The sequence below is a fragment of the Agathobaculum sp. genome (assembly GCF_034098985.1).
Classification (GTDB): domain Bacteria; phylum Bacillota; class Clostridia; order Oscillospirales; family Butyricicoccaceae; genus Agathobaculum.
Genome location: NZ_JAXEOA010000011.1, coordinates 98,820 through 116,773, shown reverse-complemented (window position 1 = coordinate 116,773; position 17,954 = coordinate 98,820). Strand labels below are relative to the sequence as shown.

At 57.3% G+C, this 17,954-nt stretch carries 19 protein-coding genes; all 19 read right to left on the bottom strand.

The window, feature by feature from the left end; genetic code table 11:
* Positions 1-47: 47 nt before the first annotated feature.
* Positions 48-890: a fumarate hydratase gene (locus tag SO058_RS02715; RefSeq protein ID WP_320841458.1), complete on the bottom strand. Its 843-nt coding sequence runs from the start codon at positions 888-890 to the stop codon at positions 48-50.
* Positions 891-2,066, bottom strand: a complete 1,176-nt coding sequence (locus SO058_RS02710; RefSeq protein ID WP_320841457.1) for an amidohydrolase — start codon at positions 2,064-2,066, stop codon at positions 891-893.
* Positions 2,067-2,267: 201 nt separating this feature from the next.
* Positions 2,268-2,711 carry a S1 RNA-binding domain-containing protein gene (locus SO058_RS02705; RefSeq protein ID WP_320841456.1) on the bottom strand — a complete coding sequence of 148 codons (444 nt, stop codon included), beginning with the start codon at positions 2,709-2,711 and terminating at the stop codon, positions 2,268-2,270.
* 32 nt (positions 2,712-2,743) lie between these two features.
* Positions 2,744-3,025, bottom strand: a complete 282-nt coding sequence (locus SO058_RS02700; protein ID WP_320841455.1) for an FtsB family cell division protein — start codon at positions 3,023-3,025, stop codon at positions 2,744-2,746.
* Positions 3,026-3,072: 47 nt separating this feature from the next.
* A complete protein-coding gene (gene yabQ / locus SO058_RS02695; RefSeq protein ID WP_320841454.1) occupies positions 3,073-3,528 on the bottom strand; it encodes a spore cortex biosynthesis protein YabQ in 456 nt (151 codons plus the stop codon).
* 7 nt (positions 3,529-3,535) lie between these two features.
* Positions 3,536-3,820 (bottom strand): sporulation protein YabP, encoded by a 285-nt coding sequence (yabP, locus tag SO058_RS02690; protein WP_320841453.1) that lies wholly within the window; start codon positions 3,818-3,820, stop codon positions 3,536-3,538.
* A 64-nt stretch (positions 3,821-3,884) separates the two neighbouring features.
* The gene (locus SO058_RS02685) at positions 3,885-4,130 is read right to left on the bottom strand and encodes an RNA-binding S4 domain-containing protein (RefSeq protein ID WP_320841452.1); all 246 of its coding nucleotides are present in this window, start codon (positions 4,128-4,130) and stop codon (positions 3,885-3,887) included.
* Positions 4,127-4,405, bottom strand: coding sequence for an HU family DNA-binding protein (locus SO058_RS02680; protein ID WP_320841451.1), 279 nt, complete (start codon positions 4,403-4,405; stop codon positions 4,127-4,129). Before SO058_RS02680 ends, SO058_RS02685 begins: the two co-directional genes overlap by 4 nt.
* Positions 4,406-4,420: 15 nt before the next feature.
* On the bottom strand, positions 4,421-5,209 hold the full coding sequence (mazG, locus tag SO058_RS02675; protein ID WP_320841450.1) for a nucleoside triphosphate pyrophosphohydrolase: 789 nt from the start codon (positions 5,207-5,209) through the stop codon (positions 4,421-4,423).
* A 15-nt stretch (positions 5,210-5,224) separates the two neighbouring features.
* Positions 5,225-6,811, bottom strand: a complete 1,587-nt coding sequence (locus SO058_RS02670) for a putative polysaccharide biosynthesis protein (RefSeq protein WP_320841449.1) — start codon at positions 6,809-6,811, stop codon at positions 5,225-5,227.
* A gap of 65 nt (positions 6,812-6,876) precedes the next feature.
* A complete protein-coding gene (locus SO058_RS02665) occupies positions 6,877-7,269 on the bottom strand; it encodes a zinc ribbon domain-containing protein (RefSeq protein WP_320841448.1) in 393 nt (130 codons plus the stop codon).
* A 99-nt stretch (positions 7,270-7,368) separates the two neighbouring features.
* Positions 7,369-8,292 carry a uridine kinase family protein gene (locus tag SO058_RS02660; protein WP_320841447.1) on the bottom strand — a complete coding sequence of 308 codons (924 nt, stop codon included), beginning with the start codon at positions 8,290-8,292 and terminating at the stop codon, positions 7,369-7,371.
* Positions 8,293-8,308: 16 nt separating this feature from the next.
* Positions 8,309-9,775, bottom strand: coding sequence for a coproporphyrinogen dehydrogenase HemZ (hemZ, locus tag SO058_RS02655; RefSeq protein ID WP_320841446.1), 1,467 nt, complete (start codon positions 9,773-9,775; stop codon positions 8,309-8,311).
* Positions 9,772-10,404 (bottom strand): MBL fold metallo-hydrolase, encoded by a 633-nt coding sequence (locus SO058_RS02650; RefSeq protein WP_320841445.1) that lies wholly within the window; start codon positions 10,402-10,404, stop codon positions 9,772-9,774. The genes hemZ and SO058_RS02650 overlap by 4 nt, the downstream gene beginning before the upstream one ends.
* 11 nt (positions 10,405-10,415) lie before the next feature.
* Positions 10,416-10,868: a D-aminoacyl-tRNA deacylase gene (gene dtd / locus SO058_RS02645; RefSeq protein WP_320841444.1), complete on the bottom strand. Its 453-nt coding sequence runs from the start codon at positions 10,866-10,868 to the stop codon at positions 10,416-10,418.
* Positions 10,869-10,880: 12 nt separating this feature from the next.
* On the bottom strand, positions 10,881-13,061 hold the full coding sequence (locus tag SO058_RS02640; protein WP_320841443.1) for a RelA/SpoT family protein: 2,181 nt from the start codon (positions 13,059-13,061) through the stop codon (positions 10,881-10,883).
* Positions 13,062-13,082: 21 nt separating this feature from the next.
* On the bottom strand, positions 13,083-15,155 hold the full coding sequence (gene recJ / locus SO058_RS02635; RefSeq protein WP_320841442.1) for a single-stranded-DNA-specific exonuclease RecJ: 2,073 nt from the start codon (positions 15,153-15,155) through the stop codon (positions 13,083-13,085).
* Between the two features lie 706 nt (positions 15,156-15,861).
* A complete protein-coding gene (locus SO058_RS02630; RefSeq protein ID WP_320841441.1) occupies positions 15,862-16,896 on the bottom strand; it encodes a Gfo/Idh/MocA family protein in 1,035 nt (344 codons plus the stop codon).
* Positions 16,889-17,911 (bottom strand): uroporphyrinogen decarboxylase family protein, encoded by a 1,023-nt coding sequence (locus SO058_RS02625; protein WP_320841440.1) that lies wholly within the window; start codon positions 17,909-17,911, stop codon positions 16,889-16,891. Before SO058_RS02625 ends, SO058_RS02630 begins: the two co-directional genes overlap by 8 nt.
* Positions 17,912-17,954 lie beyond the last annotated feature (43 nt).

The following is a 17,954-nucleotide window of genomic DNA, read 5'->3' as shown; positions in this document are numbered from 1 at the left end:
TATTTTCGATATTTTTACATTTTGTTCAGCATTTTCCCCAAGAAACCTTAAAGGATCCCCTCTGCATGACGGGTGACATGGCATGAAATATTGACCACGCACGGCAACCCCGCGATATGCGTGCCAAACGGCTCGATCGCACACGAAAGCGCGGTGACCGTGCCGCCCAGCCCCTGCGGGCCAACGCCCGAGGCGTTTACCTGCTCTAATATTTCCTGCTCCATTTCGGCATAAAGCGGATCGCTGTGATGCACGCCTACCGGACGCAGCAACGCGCGCTTGGCGAGGTAGGCCGCCTTGTCCGACGTGCCGCCCAGTCCCACGCCGATCACGATGGGCGGGCAGGGGTTGGAACCCGCGTTCACACAGGCATCGGTCACAAATTTTACAATATCTTCTTTAGCAGCGGCCGGCGTAAACATCTTCATCGCCGACATATTCTCCGAGCCGAAGCCCTTGGGCGCGACCGTAATCTTGACCTGCTCGCCCTGCACGATCGATGTATACAAGATCGCGGGCGTATTGTCATTCGTATTCTCGCGGCGTAGTGGGTCGCCAACGACCGACAGGCGCAGATAGCCGTCGATGTAGCCCCGGCGCACGCCTTCGTTGACCGCGGCCTCAAAATCGCCGCCCACCAGATGCACGTCCTGTCCAATCTCCGCGAAAATGACCGCCATTCCCGTGTCCTGGCAGACCGGTACGTCGTTCTGCCGCGCAAGGTCACAGTTTGCGATCATCTCTCCGAAGATCTCCTTGCCCAGCGGCGACTGTTCGGCTTTCTCACCCTCGATAAACGCCTGCCGCAGGTCGGCGGGCAGGTAATAGTTTGCGTTGATGCACAGCTTACGCACGAGCGCGGTCACATCTTTTACATCAATAGTTTTCATTTACATCCTCCTAACCTGCGTTTCGCCGTCCACCCAGACGGCCTGCACACGGCTTTTCCAATCGAGCGGATGCCCGGAAAACAGTACAAGGTCAGCGTCCATACCGGGTTTCAGCATACCTAAGCGGTCGCCCATGCCCGCAATGTGTGCGGGTACCGAGGTGACGGCACGCAGCGCGTCGGTTTCATCCATGCCCGCGCGCACAGCAAGCTGCACAGCCGTCAGCAGCAGCCGGAGCGGGATCTCCGGATGGTCGACCGTGATCGCAGTCTCGATGCCGGCCTCCCGCAGCAGCGCGGGGGCGCGCTCAGTCAGGTTCTTTAATTCCGGCTTGGAACGGTCGGTCATATACGGCCCGTTTACCACTGGTACGTTTTCCCCTGCCAGCAGATCAGCCACCATGTGTGCCTCGGTGCCATGCACGATGACCGGGCGCAACTCAAATTCCTTTGCAATCCGCAGCGCGGTGAAAATATCGTCCGCGCGGTGCGCATGGAAATGCGCCGTGATCTCGCCCCGCAGCAGCGGCACGAGCGCCTCCAGCTTCATGTCGTAATCAGGCTCGTCCTCATCGGGGTCAGCCTGTGCGCGCTCCTTTCGCCAGAGATATTCCTTAGCCTTATAGAGCTGCTCACGGATAAGCGCCGCCGTGGCCATCCGTGTCACAGGCGTCTCATCCTTATCATGATAGACCGACTTAGGGTTTTCGCCAAAAGCAAATTTCACCGCGAGCGGCGCTTTCAGCACCATGTCGTCGATCCGCCGGCCCGCCGTTTTGACCAGCGCGACCTGCCCGCCAATAGGATTTGCGCTGCCCGGGCTGACCGCCACCGTGGTCACGCCCGCATCGAGCGCCTCCCGGAAAGCCTGATCCATCGGGTTCACACCGTCAATCGCGCGCAGCTGCGGTGTAATCGGATCCGTGTCCTCATTGCCGTCCGCTCCCTCGAAGCCGAGGCCGTCCTCATATAGGCCGAGGTGGGAGTGCACATCGATCAAGCCGGGCAGCAGATACCCGCCCTGCCCATCCACGGTTTCATCAAACGCGTCCGCCGGGGGCAGCCCCGCGCCGAGCGCGCCAAACTTTCCACCCTCCAACACGATCCAACCGGGAAACCGCTCGTCTTTTTCATTCATGGTGACCACCGTCACGTTTTTTATCAGTGTACGCTTCATCCGATTCCTCTTTTTTAAAAAAGTAATTGACATTATTTGTAATTTATGGTATATTAACCATGGTAGCAGAAATGCTGCCATGCACCGTTCATATCTTTATCCCCACAATCCTATTTTTGGCGTCCGGCCGCGGCAAGCGGCAGGACGCCCTCTTTTTTCTATGGGATAAAAGGAAAACCGAGGCAAGCCTCGGTTTTTATCCTATTTACGGCGGCGTGAGCCGTTCTTGCGGTCAGTCGCATGGCGCACGTCAGCCTGCCGGGTCTCGCTGTCCGACATGAATGCCTTGAGCTTATCCTCAAACGTCATGCTCGCAGGATCCTTGGGCGGCTGCGCCGCGCGTCCCCGCGGCGCGGATGGACGCGAAAAACGCGGCTGGCGCGGGACAAAGTTCCCCGGCCCCTGCTGGGGCGCCTGCGCTTTTTTGATGGACAGGTTAATGCGTCCGGCCTGATCAATCCCAATGATCTTGACCTTCACTTCCTGGCCTTCCTGCAAAAAATCCTTGATGTCATTGACGAAACTCGACGCGACCTCCGAAATGTGCACCATACCCGATTTGCCCTCGGGCAATGCCACAAACGCGCCGAATTTGGTGATACCGGTCACCTTGCCGTCCACGATCGATCCCACTGCCAAATCCATATAAATTGTTTTGCCTCCGTTATTTGGTTTACCTATCTGCTCGACGTGTCGACAAAGACACGCTCGCCTGGCTCCGCATAGCCGAGCTCCGTGCGGGCAATCTCGCTGATATCCTCATCCGAAACGCCGCCTTTCAGCTCCTCGCGCACCGCGTCATTCGACGCCTGGTATTCCTCAACCCGCCTGTCCAGCGTGCCAAGCTGCGCTTTCTTTTCCGCAATCTGCGCGTGCAAGTTGACAATCGTGACAACTGCGTAAAGCAGAAACGCCAGCATGGCTATCTTGACCAGCCAAGGCATTTGCCTTTTCGTCATGCTGCGCTCACCTCGCTCCAGTCCACACTTTTCAACTGATACGGCTATTATTTTATACCCTTTTTGCGAAAAATGGAAGAGCTTTTTTCAAACTTTTTTACAAATCCCCGAATTTTTTTGCGTATCTCAAGCCGTACTGCCAGCGCGCGCACCCAGCGTGCAGCCTGCACGATCTTTTTACGGACAAACGACAGCGCGTCCAGAACGAGGCTGAGCAGGCCGAGCACCAACTCGCTTGGCAGGGCAAAATACAAAAGCCCGCCGACAGCCGCGCCCGCGAGCACATAATACCGGTTCTGCCCGGGCGCGAACACCAGGCTGAACTCAAACAGAGCGGCGAGCAGGCCGAGCCAGAACAGTGCGTCGCACAGCGCGGTCAGTGCCGCGCCCGCGCGCACATGCCGCCGGAATGCCCGTAGCACATCATAGTAAAATCCGATCCCCACACCTAGCAACACGCTTTGCAGCACTGTGAGCGCCTGCTCCTGAAGCGGCAAAAACATAGGCCGCTCACCTGCCGAACAGCCGCGACAGCCAGCCGCCCCTTGGCTGCACGCTGTCGTCATATTCTAAGCAGCCGACCTCCCCCTCTACGATCAGCTCGCCCGCTTCGAGCTGCAGCCGCTCGACATGCAGCCCTTGTCCCCGCACGACGAGCATACCGCGCACGGTTTCGAGCAGCACCTGCTCTTCATCAAAGCTCTGCACATCGATCACGCCGGAGACAGACAGCTTTTCCCGTCCCTCCAGAATGATCGTATGCGGCATATCTTTCATGCGTTCTTCGCCTGCCATGCACCATGACCTCCCTTAAAATAAAACGTCCCGCTCCATTCATCATACGATGGAGCGGGATATTTTATGACTGAAGCTCTCGGTACATAGCCGCCGCGTCCGCTTTGAGCGCGTGCTCGGATAGTCCGAGCACCTCCACCTTGACGGTGCGCTGGCCGAACGCGATCTCGATTACGTCGCCGACCTTGACCTGATAGGAGGCCTTGGCCGGCTTATCGTTCACCGTGATGCGCGCAGCGTCGCACGCGTCGTTCGCAACCGTGCGACGTTTGATAAGCCGGGATACCTTTAGGTATTTATCCAGTCTCACTTGGCGTTGACTCTGTCCTTCAGCGCCTTACCAGGCTTGAATGTCGGGATGGTGGCAGCAGCGATCTCGATAGATTCGCCAGTGCGCGGATTGTGACCGGTGCGGGCAGCGCGGGTTTTGGTCTCAAAAGTGCCGAAGCCGCTCATCTGCAGCTTGTCGCCCTCGGCCAGAACGTCGCTCATCGCCGCGAAAACAGCGTCGATCGTCTTCTCAGTGTCCTTCTTCGACATGCCTGTCTTCTCGGCTACCAGGGTCACAAAATCGCTCTTTTTCATGTTTTTTACCTCCGTTTATATCTTTTTCGATATATTCCAAAGCGAGTCCATCTCTGAAAGGCTCAGATCAGACAGCACCTTGCCTTGTTCGGCCGCCAGCTTTTCCATTTGCGCAAACCGGCGGATAAATTTATCGCTGGACTTTTCCAGCGCCCGTTCCGGGTCGACTTTCGCGAACCGCGCCACGTTAACGGCTGAAAACAGCAGATCGCCGAGTTCTTCCTCAACGTCCCCCTGTCCCGCCATTGCTTGGCGCACCTCGTCCAGTTCCTCAGTGACTTTATCCAAAGCGCCTTCGACGCCGTTCCAGTCGAAGCCGACCTTGGCGGCTTTCTTCTGAAGCTTTTCGGCGCGTATCAGGCCGGGCAGCGACCGCGCCACGCTTTGCAGCGCATCGGTATCCGTCTCCTGATGCTTTTCGCGGCGCTTGAGCTTGTCCCAGTTGCTGAGGATCTCGTCAGACGACGAAACCTCAGTATTTGCAAAAATATGCGGGTGGCGATAGATCAGCTTTTTGCAGATGCCGTCCGCCACGTCGCCAATGTCAAAAACGCCCTTTTCCCGCTCCATCTCCGTGTGAAACACGACTTGGAGTAGCACGTCGCCCAATTCCTCTTTGAGGTGCTCGGCGTCCTCTTCGTCAATCGCCTCGCAGACTTCGTAAGTCTCCTCAATAAAATTGCGGCGAATCGTGTGGTGATCCTGCTCGCGATCCCACATGCAGCCATCCGGCGCACGCAGGATCTCCATGATGCGGAGCAGGTCGTTAAAATCATATTTATCTTTCTGCTGAAAATCAACCATTTATATACTTCCCTGTCAACGCAGACGCAAAACGTCCGCAATTTTTTGGCCATATGGCAAAAGCAGCACATCGTCCCGGTCAACCGCGCGCAGCAACAGCAGCAACACCAGATAAACGGCAGCCGCGATGCAGATCGCGCCGATCGTAGCGAGTGTATCGCCGGCGACGCCCGCCAGCACTGTGTGCAGGATATAGGCGCACGCCCCCATACCGGCCGCAGCGGCCAGCGGACGCAGCACCGTGCCGGACAACGGCGGCAGCGCGCCGGACAGCCTGCCGATATTCACGATATTGACGATGACAACGGCAAAATAGCACAGCACCGTGCTAACCGGCGCGCCGAGGATCTGCACATCCGGGTTGCCCAGCAGCTGATATTCAGAAATCAGCTTGAGCATCGCGCCGACAAACATGCTGATAAGCGATAGATCGGCCCGTCCCAGCCCTTGTAGGATCGAATTGGTCAGCGCAACGACTGCGACAAACGGGACCGCGACGCTGAGAATCTGAAGCATGGGCGTGGCGGCGACCGTATCCTTTGAATACAGCAGGCGCAGGATCGGCCCGGCAAGGACGCCAAGCCCAACGCCGGCCGGCAGCGAGATCAGCATGCCCAGCCGAAGCGAAGTGCCGATGGTCTTGCTGGCTTTGGTGAAATTCTGTGCGGCGACCGCACCTGCTACCGCAGGCAGGATGCTGACAGAAAGCGCAGTGATAAGCGTCTGCGGCAAGCCGAACAGAGCGACCGGCATCGTGTTATAGATGCCATACAGTTCGGTGGCTGCCACCTGACTGAGTCCCACGTCCTGCAGCCGGTTCATGACGAGCGCGGTATCGATCAGGTTGGTCAGGCTCATGACCGAATTACTCACCGTTACCGGAATGGCCAGCATGAGCAGCGTTTTCACAAGCTCTTTCCACGAGCGCATGCTGTCGTTCAGGACGGGTGCGCGTTCTTTCGTCCGGGCGAACAGAGAACGGACGATCAGGTAAAGCGCGGAAAACGCTTCGCCGAGCGTAACGCCCAGAATCGCCATCGCGGCGACGACCGGCATAGCCATGCCCCGCCGGAGCGCCATCGAGGCTAATACCAGACCGATGCACAGCTTGCACAGCGCTTCAATGACCTGCGAAACCGCGGTCGGCACCATGTTGGAAAGGCCTTGGTAATACCCGCGAAATACCGAAATGACCGCGACCAGCAGCACGCTCGGCGCAATCGCGACCACGGCGAGCGCTGCATCCCCGTTGCCGAATGCAACAGCGAGCGGCTCCGCAAACGCGAACAGCAACACCGAGCAAACCACGCCGATCGGCACAAAGACCGCGGCGCCAACCTTGACGATGCGGCGCACCTCGCGCATCTTGCCCAGCGTGACCGCCTCGGCGACCATTTTGGACAGCGCAACGGGCAGCCCAACCGTTGCGACCACCAGCATCACATTGTATAACTGGTAAGCAACAGAAAACAGGCCCATACCCTCGCTGCCAACAATATTTTTAAGCGGGATCTTATAAAACGCGCCGATAATTTTAACAAGTGCGCTTGCAATCACCAAAATCATCGCGCCTTGGATAAAGTTCTGTTTTTTACGCTGCAAGCTATGCACGCCCTTCGTCTAATCTGTTACTAACCGTATGGCCGGGCGATGCAAAATATGCGCTTTTACAGCGCGCCGCCGCAGCTGGAGCAGAAAGAATCATCCTTGCTGCATTGCCTGCCGCAGCTCGGGCAGGTGACAAACGACTTCATGCCGGACAGCTCCTCGCGGAGAGAAGCAATCTTTGCCTGCTTTTCATCGACCTGCCCGATGCGGCCGTCGATCTCATCGTTTGCGATCTCAGCGCCTTGGTGCACCTCGTACACCATCCTGCCGATCTCCTTATAGAGCACCTCGCATTCGGTATTTAAATCAAAAATTTGCAGGTTGATGCGGGTCGCGCTTGCCAGCTCGGTGGCTTTTTTGCCTGCGGCGTCCGCCGCGCGGCCTGCCGCTTTGCTGGTTTTGTCCGCGACGACTCTGATCTTGTCCAGCAAGGTCTGTACGGTTGCGTCCATCGCGTGTCGCTCCTTTCGGCGTTCCTATCGCCTGACATTGGCCTTATTATAAATCAACACTTGCCAAAAAGCAAGCTATAATGCGGCTTTGCGGCCTTTTTAGCCGATGAACTCATGCAGAACCGAGTCTTCCGGGATGATGTTTTTGTACTCAATGGGCTCGATATTACCCAGAACCGCATAAACAGGGGCCAAATCGGCCTTTTGCAGTGCTTCCTGCTGGTTTTGAAGATCATCCGATAATTTCTGCATCAAAATACAGATTTCATAGGGCAAAAAGGTATCTACCGTCAGATTTGCCTGGCCGCGGAAAGGCCGGATATAGAGCCGTTCGCCCCGACGCACCGACTTCCATTGCCCCAGCGTCTCCGCAACCGGAGAGTTGCGGAACAGCCGGTCCCGCAGTGCGCGGCGCAGGAAGCGCAGCATATAAGGCTCTAGCCTTGCCCCCTCCTGCGGCACCACCGTGCTTGCGACCGACAGGTAAACGCTGGTCGCCGCGTGCGCGAGATCGCCCATGATGACCGGGTTAAACGCATGGATGCCTTCGATGAGCACGACCTCATCCGGGTCGAGGCGCAGCGCCCGCGTGTCCGGGATAAAGGTGCGCGTTTCAAAGTCAAACCGCGGCACCTCGATCTCCTCTCCCGCCGCCAGCCGCGCCAGATGCTGGCTCAGCAGCGGCAGATTCATGCACTCGGGGCTTTCCAGATCTGGCACGTCGTTTTCGGTATCGCGCGGCACCTCATAGGTGCCGACTGTACGGTAGTAATCATCCATCGAGATGGTCTCCGCGTGAATGCCGCGGCGTTCGAGCGCGCGGCATAGGCGGTCGTTGGTCGTTGTCTTACCGCTCGAAGATGGCCCGTTAAGCAGCACGATTGGCTTTTGGCTGCTGTTCGCAGCGATCTCATCCGCCACCATGGAAACCTGTTTCCGGTAATGGGTTTCGCAGTCCATGATAAACGCAGCCGCTTCATAGTGCGCGCGGTGGTTGATATATTTGAGCGTAAATTCTGCCATAATACTCCCTCCTTCTCTATGGTGCGGGCAACAGCAGCTTTCGTTTCCCCGCCGTCAGGCGGTCCCCCGCCCGGATATATTCCAGCGGGTACTTGGGATTGTTGAAACGTTCGATCCATCCGGTGCCCCGGTCGACGCGCTTGGATACGCCGCCCGCGCCGAGCGACAGGATGGTTTGCAGTTCTTCCATCATCGCGACATTGTAAAAGCACGCGGTATCCGCCTTGCACCAGCCGACATTCTCAAAGCCTCCGGCCGTGAATTTCTGCCGATACAAGTAGTATGGCCCATATCCAGCCATTTGAAGCGCGTTGTTAGCACTGTCCAGCATAGCGGATACCGTCTGCCGCTGCGCGGAGGCGGCGGCTTTGTCGGTCAGATCAGCGCCGCGCTTGATGGCAAGCGTGTGCACGGTGATATTTTCCGGCGAAAGCTCGATTAGCCGTTCGACCGTCCGGGCGAAGCTGTCCGCCGAATCGCCCGAAAGGCCGGCGATCACATCCATATTCACGATGCCAAATCCAGCCTCCCTCGCCTGCGCGAACGCGCGCAGCACATCGTCCGCCGAGTGTTTCCGCCCGATCTGTGCGAGCACCTGATCATCCATCGACTGCGGGTTGATGCTGACGCGGCCGACGCCTGCCGTTCGAAGCGTCCGCAGCTTACCGCGGGTGATCGTATCCGGCCGGCCCGCTTCCACAGTATATTCACAAAGCGCGGAAAAATCAAACGCGCGAGAAAGCACATCCAGCAGCCGCGCAAGCTGTGTCTCGGACAGCGTGGTGGGCGTACCGCCGCCGATATACACGCTCTGCACCCGTTTGCCCGCCTCGCGGAGAAGCGCGGCAGTCTCTTCAATCTCTTGGCACAGCGCGTCCAGATAAGGCTCGATCAAATGCCCCGACTGCGCTGTCGTCGATGAGACGAACGAACAGTAATAGCAGCGAGACGGGCAAAATGGGATACCCACATACAGCGAGACGTCCTGCGGCCCGATGCGCCGGTCCAGCTCAATGGCAGTCGTGGCGGCGCGAATGGCCAGCGCGGCGCGGGCGGGAGAAACGAAAAAATGCCCGCGCAGATGCTGGGCTGTCTCGCCACGGCTCATACCGCGTTCGATCAGCCCCCGCGCGAGCTTGGCCGGACGCACGCCGGTCAAAGCCCCCCAAACAGGCGCTTGCCGCAGTGCCGGAACCACAGATTCATAAATCGTCAGCTTTACCAGTTCGGTATCAGCGCGCTTCCGCGAAAGCGCATCGAGACCGTCAACCGGTGCCTGCTGTACGGAATAGCGCGTAACGCCGTCTAATCTCGTTTCCGCGCGAACGGTTACGGCGCCGTCCCGTTCGATGAGCGAAGAAAGGCAGTAATCCCCGTCTTCCGGAACCGACGGGCCGCGTGAAAGCGTCTGCGTGGGCAGCAGATGGAACAGCATTTCCTCGGCCGCGTGCTTAAGCTCGTGCCCTTGCAGAATATAGATCATCGTCCGGTCGCCTGCAGCATATACGGGTTGTGTGCACGCTCGTCGGCCAGCGTCGAAATGCCCTCATGCCCAGGCAGAACCTTATAATCGCCCTCAAGGTCGTGCAGGCGCTTAAGCGAGGCCAGCATTTGCCCAAAATCGCCGCCCTCAAGGTCGCAGCGCCCACATTCATGACGGAACAGTGTGTCGCCCGTAAACAGGCAATCCCCGATTCGGATGACCGACGAGCCGGGCGTGTGTCCCGGGGTATTCATATATTCGGCGATCAGACCGCCAAAGGATACCTTGGTACCCTCGCCTGCCAAAATATCTGGCGCGTCCTCGGTATAGCCATTTGCAAACGCGCGGAACTCGCCCATGTTTTCACGCTTCAGCAGCCACGTGTCGCCCTCGGGCACGACGTATTTTGCCCCCGTGGTCTCCAGCACCGCGTGCGCGGCAAGGATATGGTCAAAATGGGCGTGTGTCAAAAGCACATAGCGCACTTTGAGGTTTTCCTCCTCCACCGCTTTTAAAATAGAGGGGGCGTTGTCTCCCGGATCGATGACCGCGGCGTCGCGGCTCGCCTCATCGTAAACAATATAGCAATTGGTGCCGACCATGCCGACACGAAGCTGAATGATCTTCATGGGTCTTCTCCTTATCCTCTCATATCGGCCGTGTCCATCCAAAGGGTCACCGGGCCGTCGTTGAGCAGCTCGACCTGCATATCCGCTCCAAACTCGCCGGTCTCGACGTTGAGCCCGCTCTCCCGGCAGCGCGCGATATACGCCTCATACAGCGGGACCGCGGTCTCCGGCCGAGCCGCGCGGATAAAGCTCGGCCGGTTGCCCTTTTTGCAGTCGCCGTACAGCGTGAACTGCGATACGACCAGCATCGCGCCGTCCACATCGGCAAGCGCGCGGTTCATTTTATCGTTTTCATCGGTAAACACGCGCAGCTTGACGGCTTTATCCGCCAGATACTGTGCATCCTCCACGGTGTCGCCGTCCGTGATACCGAGCAGCACCAAAAAGCCCCGCCCGATCTGTCCGCGCACCACGCCGCCGATCGTGACCGACGCGCGCGACACACGCTGAATCAGTGCTCTCATTGCCTGTTCCCCTTAATTCGTATCCACTGTGCGCGTCACATCGAGCACACCCTTGATCGAGCGCAGGCGGCTGATGAGATTGTCTAGCTGGTGCACGCCCGCCACGTCGACCATCGCGTTGATCACGCCAAAGCCATCATTCAGGTCGCGCGCCGAAATCTCGTGCACATTGATCTTGCAGGCGGCGAGCACCGCCGTCACGTCGCTCAGTACGCCGATGCGGCTGCGGGTCGAGATCTGCAAGCCGGTAGAGAACCGGCTGCTGCGGTCACTGATCGCCAGCCCCTCGTCCCACCAGGCGTTGACCCAACGATCCGGGTCCTCCTCGATATGGACGTTGACGCAGTCGCGCCTGTGGATGGATACGCCGTATCCACGTGTGACAAAGCCGACGATCTCATCGCCCGGGATCGGCGTACAGCACCGCGCGAACTTGACTAAGCAGTTATCGATGCCCTCGACGATGACGCCCGAATGGCTTTTGGACGGGCGGCGCGGCTCGCTCTGCGGCGGCTGGTTGACCCGGTCGGTCAGCTCATGCTGGCGGCGGATGCGGCCCACATCGTCCTTGATCTTGTTAATGACCTTGGTCAGCGTGATGCCGCCGTAGCCGATCGCGGCGTAAAGCTCGTCGAGCGTGTTGAAAGAAAACTTGTTGAGCGCGTTTTTGCGCACGTCCTCGTTTTCATAAAAACCGTTATAAAGCAGATTGGCGCGCAGCTCGCGATCTAGGTCGTCGCGGCCGTTGACGATGTTCTCCTCGCGGCATTCCTTTTTGAACCACTGCTTGATCTTATTGCGCGCCTCGGTCGTCTTGACGATCTTGACCCAATCGCGCGACGGGCCGCGCGCTTCCTTGGAGGTCAAAATCTCGACGATGTCGCCGTTTTTGAGCTGGCTGTCGATCGGCGCGATGCGGCCGTTTACCTTGCAGCCGGTCATACGGTTGCCGACCGCCGAGTGGATCGCATACGCAAGGTCGATCGGCGTCGCTCCGGCCGGCATGTTGACCACGTCCCCTTTGGGCGTGAAGACGAACACCTCGTCGGCAAACAGGTCGACCTTGATGTTTTTAATGAAATCCTCTGCCTCGGTGTCCTGCTGCGCTTCGAGAAGCTGGCGAATCCACGCGAAAGCCTGCTCGTTGCCCGCCTTATCCAGCCCCTGCTTGTATTTCCAGTGCGCCGCGACGCCGTATTCCGCTGTTTTGTGCATTTCCGCCGTGCGGATCTGGATTTCAAACGGAATGCCCGCGCGGCCGATAACCGTCGTGTGCAGTGACTGGTAGCCATTGGGCTTGGGCGTTGAAATATAGTCCTTAAAGCGTCCGGGAATGGGCTTATACAGATCGTGCACATAGCCGAGCACGTTATAGCAGTCTGCCACAGTGTCTACGATCACGCGCACTGCGCAGATATCGTAAATCTCATTGATGGTCTTATGCTGGGCGTACATTTTGCGGTAGATCGAATAAATGTGCTTGACGCGCGCTGAAATATGGTTTTCGATGCCCGCTTCCCTAAGCTTGCCGCTGATGCGCGCGGTAATACCCTGTAAAAACTCTTCATGCTGGTCGCTCTGCGCGCGCAGACCCTCGACGATCTCGTTGTAGCCGATAGGATCCAGACATTTCAGGGACAGGTCCTCCAGCTCCCACTTGACGCGCTGCATACCGAGACGGTGCGCGATCGGTGCGTAAATTTCCATGGTTTCGAGCGCTTTGTCGCGCTGCTTACGCTCGGGAAGGTATTGGATGGTGCGCATGTTGTGCAGACGGTCGGCCAGCTTGATGAGGATGACGCGGATATCCTTTGCCATCGCCAAAAACATCTTGCGCAGATCCTCAAACTGCTCCTGCTCCTTGGAATAGCGCAGCATACCCAGGCGGGTCACGCCGTCGACCAACTCCGCCACCGGGGTGCCGAATTTATTCTCGATCTCTCGGTAGCCAAACTGGGTATCCTCAATGCAGTCGTGCAGCAGGCCGGCGCAGATGGAATCCGTGTCCAGCCCCATTTCGATAATGATTTCAGCCACCGAGACCGGATGGATGATATACGGCTCGCCGTTTTTCCGTTTCTGACCCTCGTGCGCGGCGGTCGCGCACTCATAGGCGGCGCGTATCTTCTTGATATTGGCCTGCGGGTTTTGTTTCTTTACGCGCTCCAGCAAAAAATCCAATTTATCTTGCATACTGTTCTCCCCCGTCCCCGGTCAGCCCGCCATGCTTTGCAGTGTGGCCAGCACGACCGAGCCCGATATATCGGCCTTGCCCTCATAGTGCTTGAGAATGATGTTGAGCATGCCTTCTTTGAAATGGTAGCTGATGAGCTGCGACTCAGAAAATACATCCAGGCAGACAAACAGCTTGCCAATGTTGATGCTTCTCCGGCTCTCCCACGCGATGCGGCGCGAAAGCGCGTTTGACGGCACGGTCAGCCGCCCGTCCTCCGCGCGGCACACGACATGCCGCCACACCGCGACCAGATCGGCCCGGTCGGGCAGCAACACGCGCGCCTCTGGCGCGGTCAGCGGGCCGTCGGCCATGTAAGTATTGTATAGGTTCAAAAGCTTCTGATCGGCCAGGTTTTCACATTCGCTCAGCCGAACATCACACAGCGTGAGCTGCACCGTGCGCCTGCTTCGAAACTCGTTGATCTCCAAATGAAACGCCGCGTCTACCGTGTTGCCCTCCACAAAGCCGCATCCGCCCACACCAGTGCCGAACAGCATCGCCGTCCATCTAGAGCCGCCCTTGGACAGCGTTAGCCGCACGTGGCGGTCGCTCGAGATGGGCGTGATCTCCTCGACTGTCATATCTTTCATACAGAAGACCGGCTCGGCGTTCTGCATGCCGTAGGGTTCGAGCACGCTGAGGCTCTCAATATTCTGCTCGGTGATCCACGCAGGCTCGATTGCGCAGTCGATATGCAGCTGCGGCTGGATGTCCGCCGCGTCCACCCGGTCTTCCGCATAGGCTTTGAGCCGTGCGCGCAGCGTTTCGACCTGCCCGCGCGAGACCGTCAGTCCGGCGGCAAGCTCATGCCCACCGTATTTTTCCAGCAGATCTTCACACGAAGCGAGCGCCTCAAACAGGTTAAAGCCCTTGACCGACCGTCCCGATCCCTTGCCCGTATGCTCGTCGAGCGCGATCAGCACGACCGGACAACCGTACCGGTCGCACAGGCGCGAACACACGATGCCGATCACGCCATGGTGCCAGTTTTCGCCCGCGAGCACGATGATGCGGTCCTCCATGGGATTATATTCGGCGCGCAGGCGCAAAAGCGCCTGCTCTAAAATCTGGTTTTCCTCGTTCTGCCGCAGCTTGTTCTGCTCGCAGAGCTCGGCGGCAAGCTCCTGCGCGCGCACGGCGGCGTCCGTCAGGAACAATTCGGCGGCGAGCTCGGCCTTGCCCATACGCCCGGCGGCGTTGATGCGCGGGGCGAGCACGAAGCTGATTGTCGAGCTGGTAAGCCGCCTGTTTTTCATACCGGCTTCCCGCAACAGCATTTCCAGGCCGAGGTTGCTCGTTTCCGCCATCCTGCGCAGGCCCGCGGCCACAATGACGCGGTTTTCGCCCACAATGGGCATCACGTCGGCCACCGTGCCGAGGGCAATCAGGTCGGCATATTGTTTCAGCATGCCCTCTGCGTCGCCCGACAGCGCGCACACCAGCTTGAATGCAACGCCCACGCCTGCCAGATGGCAGAACGGGTACGAACAGCCCGGCCTCTTATAGTCGACCACCGCGTCCGCGGCGGGCAGCGTATCGTGGCACTCGTGGTGATCGGTAACCACCACACGCATGCCAAGCGCCCGCGCTATGTCGATCTCCTCATTAGCTGTAATGCCCGAATCAACAGTGATCAGCAGGCGCGTACCCTTTTCATACAGCTCGGTCATGGATTCGCGTGTCAGGCCGTAGCCCTCGCTCAAACGGTTTGGAATATAATAATCGCACACGGCGCCCACCGAGCGCAGATAGCGCACCAAGATGCAGGTCGCCGTGATACCGTCCACATCGTAGTCGCCATACACGACGATCCGTTCTTCCCGCTGCAGCGCCCCCCGGATGACGGCGACCGCCCGGTCCATATCGGCGAGCAGCATCGGGTCGTGCAGACCAGACGTTTCACAGCTCAGATAGTCCGCGGCGGCCTCCGGCGTGTCGATGCCGCGGGCGGCAAGCACCGCCGCAGTCAGCGGTGCAAACCCGCCCTGTTGGGTCAACGCGCGCACGCGTTCCCGATCCGGAGCGGCGACTACCCATCGTTTTGTTTTCATGGATACTCCCTCATTTTTATTTTCAACTGCTATTATTATACCATAGCGCGAATAGATTCGCAATAAGTTTGAAATTTGAGGGTTTTAGAAACAAAACATCATGATAAACTCCAAAATTATTAAGTCATTATGTTTTTGACCAATATTTGACCACTATTGGATTGACGAGAGCGCAATCATATTTTCGAACTTTCTTACCGATTCTTCCTTCATGCTCGAGGTTGATTTTGCATATACATCCAGCGTAAGTTTAAAACAATTATCTTCCTTTCTTATGACGGCGATCGATGAAACGGCATGAAAATATGGCTGCCAAGATGGCAGCCATATTTTAAACGCATATATGATAAATATGAAAAGAGATGGGGAGGAATGGTAGATCAATGTCGAAGAATGTAGATCACTTAAAACATGTAAAATTTATTTAGGAGTGTACTTATTATGAAATCCACTGAAAACGTCGTCTTAAAAAATATATGCCGAATTGCATATTCTGCGGATGTCCGATGACCTTGTGAACTACAAGAGGAAGATCGTGTGCAAAAACTGCATTATAGAAATGCGCCATATTTAAGAAAAGAGTGAAAAGCACCGAAGCCAAAGACTTCGATGCTTTCCCTGTAACAGGATGCAGCCGTCCCGCATGGGATTTATACCGGCCGACGATGCAGAAGGAGATATATAGGGGATTGTCTGTCATCTTGCCTTACCCTATTTTCACAAACGACCCGCTGCGCGCGGCTTCATCAATCGCAAAAACGGTTTTCATTGCCTGAAAGGCCTGCGCGGCCGCTATCGGCGACGCTTTTTCTGTCACAATCGCTTCGGCAAAAGCATCTACGACGCCTGAACGTGGATTCGGAACGTCATAATAGCGGGTCGTTTGTCCCCCGTCCATGACGACCTCCAGCGCACAGTCCGGATGGTATTGTACGCGAAGCACGCCTTTTTCGCAGTAATATACGGTCGTATTCTCCATTCCACCGTAATTGGTATAGGACAGACTGAGTGTTCCCATGATACCCGAAGCCGTTTCCAGCACACATACCGCGTTATCATAAATTGCGGCGAGCTTTCCGCTTTCGTCCCGTTTATCGCGCGTGCCGGCAATCGCGCCAACCGATGTGATCGGCTCGCCAAGGATATGCATTAAAACATCGCATTTATGAATGCCCAGATCGGACACGCAGCCCAAACCGGAGGCCGCTTTGTTAAAATACCAAGTCGCATTTGAACGGTTTACGCTAAACCGCTCTGGACCCGGATGCGCCAAGGTGCAGCGAAAGGACAGCACCTTTCCCATTTCTCCGCTCGCCAGCAGCGCTTTGGCCGTTTTGTGTGCCAGCGTAAACCGCTGATTGTGCGCCGCCATAAAAAAGCCGGCGCTCTCTTTTTCCACCCGCAAAATCCGTTCGGCGTCCTCCCGCGTCGTAGCCATGGGTTTCTCGCACAATACATATTTCCCGGCTTGCAGCGCTTCAATGGACATGGCGGCATGCGCATTGTTTGCCGTGCAGACGACCACGCCGTCAACAGTGGGGTCGGCGAGCATATCATGATAATCCGCATATGCCCTGCCGCCATATTGGGCGGCGTATTCTTCCGCGCGTTCAGGATAAAAATCATAGAAACCCGCGGGCTCCGCCCACCGGCACGCGGCCAGCTCGGGCGCATGCCGGATCTTGACGATCTGCCCGCAGCCCAGAATGCCGATCCGCGCCTTTTTCGCCGTATCAGCCATTTGCACCCATCTCCTCAACGACTTCCTTCAGCACGGTAAGGCGGTATTCCGGCACATCCGTCGGCACAACGCAGCCCGGCCCGATCACCAGCTTTTCCTTGCCGGCGGCTGCGATCGCCGTTTGGACGCGCGCGCGCAGCTTTTCCTTTAATACCGCGCGATCGGGTTCGTAAAAGTCATGTACATGCTCAATGCCCGCGCAAAGAATCTTATCCGTATGCGCACGCGCGTACGCAAGCGAAATATTGCTATTGATATCCTCCCAGTTAAAGGCCTGCACCGGATAATCCTCGATTTCCGTGAAGAACAGCTGCTCCGCGCCATGGATATGCACCATATTCAGCCAAGTTTTATCCTGAATCGCGTCGAGCAGCTTAAGATCGTACTTGCGGCCGAATTCGTCATACTGCTCCTTCGTCGCGCGGTTATAGCACGCAAGCTGCGTGGCGAAAAACACACCGTCGACGCCGACCTTGACCAGTTCCTCCATAAACCGCGCCGTCGTCTCCGCAATGATTTCCAAGCCCTGATGCAGTTCGCTCGGGCTGTATTGCATATCGGCCATCAGCGGCCAAGGGTTCAGCCAGCCGCACGACATTTCCTGCGCTGCGGTTAACGGGCTGAAAATCGTCGGCAGAATCGGAACCTCTCCCTTAAAATGCTCAACCATGCGCGCCGTTGCGTCGATTTCACGCCGCAGCGCACCCTCGGTAACGCTGGCCGGTTTGAGCTCCGCCCACTCCGCCGGATGATTGACGTTATGTTTTAGCATCGTTGGAAACGTATTGGAATCCGGACTCCATGCGATATCAGCGCCGAATGCTTCGGGCATCAAATATCCGTTGTAGCTTACTTTGACGAAATCCCAATCATTATCCTGCTGGAAGGAGCAGGTACGCTTTACAAAATCAACCGGATGCCGGTCCTCCAAATAAATATGCTTCCACGCCGACACACCGACACGGTCGACCGGCTGTCCGTTTACCATGGCTTTCATCCGCTGAGTTGCTGTCATTTCATACTTCCTTTCCGTTTATAATGCGATTGCGGCGGCGTTC

Excerpts from the sequence above, each read along its gene's own strand:
- SO058_RS02715 (WP_320841458.1), bottom strand. The coding sequence starts at position 890 with ATGAAAACTATTGATGTAAAAGATGTGACCGCGCTCGTGCGTAAGCTG.
- SO058_RS02710 (WP_320841457.1), bottom strand. The coding sequence starts at position 2,066 with ATGAAGCGTACACTGATAAAAAACGTGACGGTGGTCACCATGAATGAA.
- SO058_RS02705 (WP_320841456.1), bottom strand. The coding sequence starts at position 2,711 with ATGGATTTGGCAGTGGGATCGATCGTGGACGGCAAGGTGACCGGTATC.
- SO058_RS02700 (WP_320841455.1), bottom strand. The coding sequence starts at position 3,025 with ATGACGAAAAGGCAAATGCCTTGGCTGGTCAAGATAGCCATGCTGGCG.
- yabQ (WP_320841454.1), bottom strand. The coding sequence starts at position 3,528 with ATGTTTTTGCCGCTTCAGGAGCAGGCGCTCACAGTGCTGCAAAGCGTG.
- yabP (WP_320841453.1), bottom strand. The coding sequence starts at position 3,820 with ATGGCAGGCGAAGAACGCATGAAAGATATGCCGCATACGATCATTCTG.
- SO058_RS02680 (WP_320841451.1), bottom strand. The coding sequence starts at position 4,405 with ATGAAAAAGAGCGATTTTGTGACCCTGGTAGCCGAGAAGACAGGCATG.
- mazG (WP_320841450.1), bottom strand. The coding sequence starts at position 5,209 with ATGGTTGATTTTCAGCAGAAAGATAAATATGATTTTAACGACCTGCTC.
- SO058_RS02665 (WP_320841448.1), bottom strand. The coding sequence starts at position 7,269 with ATGGACGCAACCGTACAGACCTTGCTGGACAAGATCAGAGTCGTCGCG.
- SO058_RS02660 (WP_320841447.1), bottom strand. The coding sequence starts at position 8,292 with ATGGCAGAATTTACGCTCAAATATATCAACCACCGCGCGCACTATGAA.
- hemZ (WP_320841446.1), bottom strand. The coding sequence starts at position 9,775 with ATGATCTATATTCTGCAAGGGCACGAGCTTAAGCACGCGGCCGAGGAA.
- SO058_RS02650 (WP_320841445.1), bottom strand. The coding sequence starts at position 10,404 with ATGAAGATCATTCAGCTTCGTGTCGGCATGGTCGGCACCAATTGCTAT.
- dtd (WP_320841444.1), bottom strand. The coding sequence starts at position 10,868 with ATGAGAGCACTGATTCAGCGTGTGTCGCGCGCGTCGGTCACGATCGGC.
- SO058_RS02640 (WP_320841443.1), bottom strand. The coding sequence starts at position 13,061 with ATGCAAGATAAATTGGATTTTTTGCTGGAGCGCGTAAAGAAACAAAAC.
- recJ (WP_320841442.1), bottom strand. The coding sequence starts at position 15,155 with ATGAAAACAAAACGATGGGTAGTCGCCGCTCCGGATCGGGAACGCGTG.
- SO058_RS02630 (WP_320841441.1), bottom strand. The coding sequence starts at position 16,896 with ATGGCTGATACGGCGAAAAAGGCGCGGATCGGCATTCTGGGCTGCGGG.
- SO058_RS02625 (WP_320841440.1), bottom strand. The coding sequence starts at position 17,911 with ATGACAGCAACTCAGCGGATGAAAGCCATGGTAAACGGACAGCCGGTC.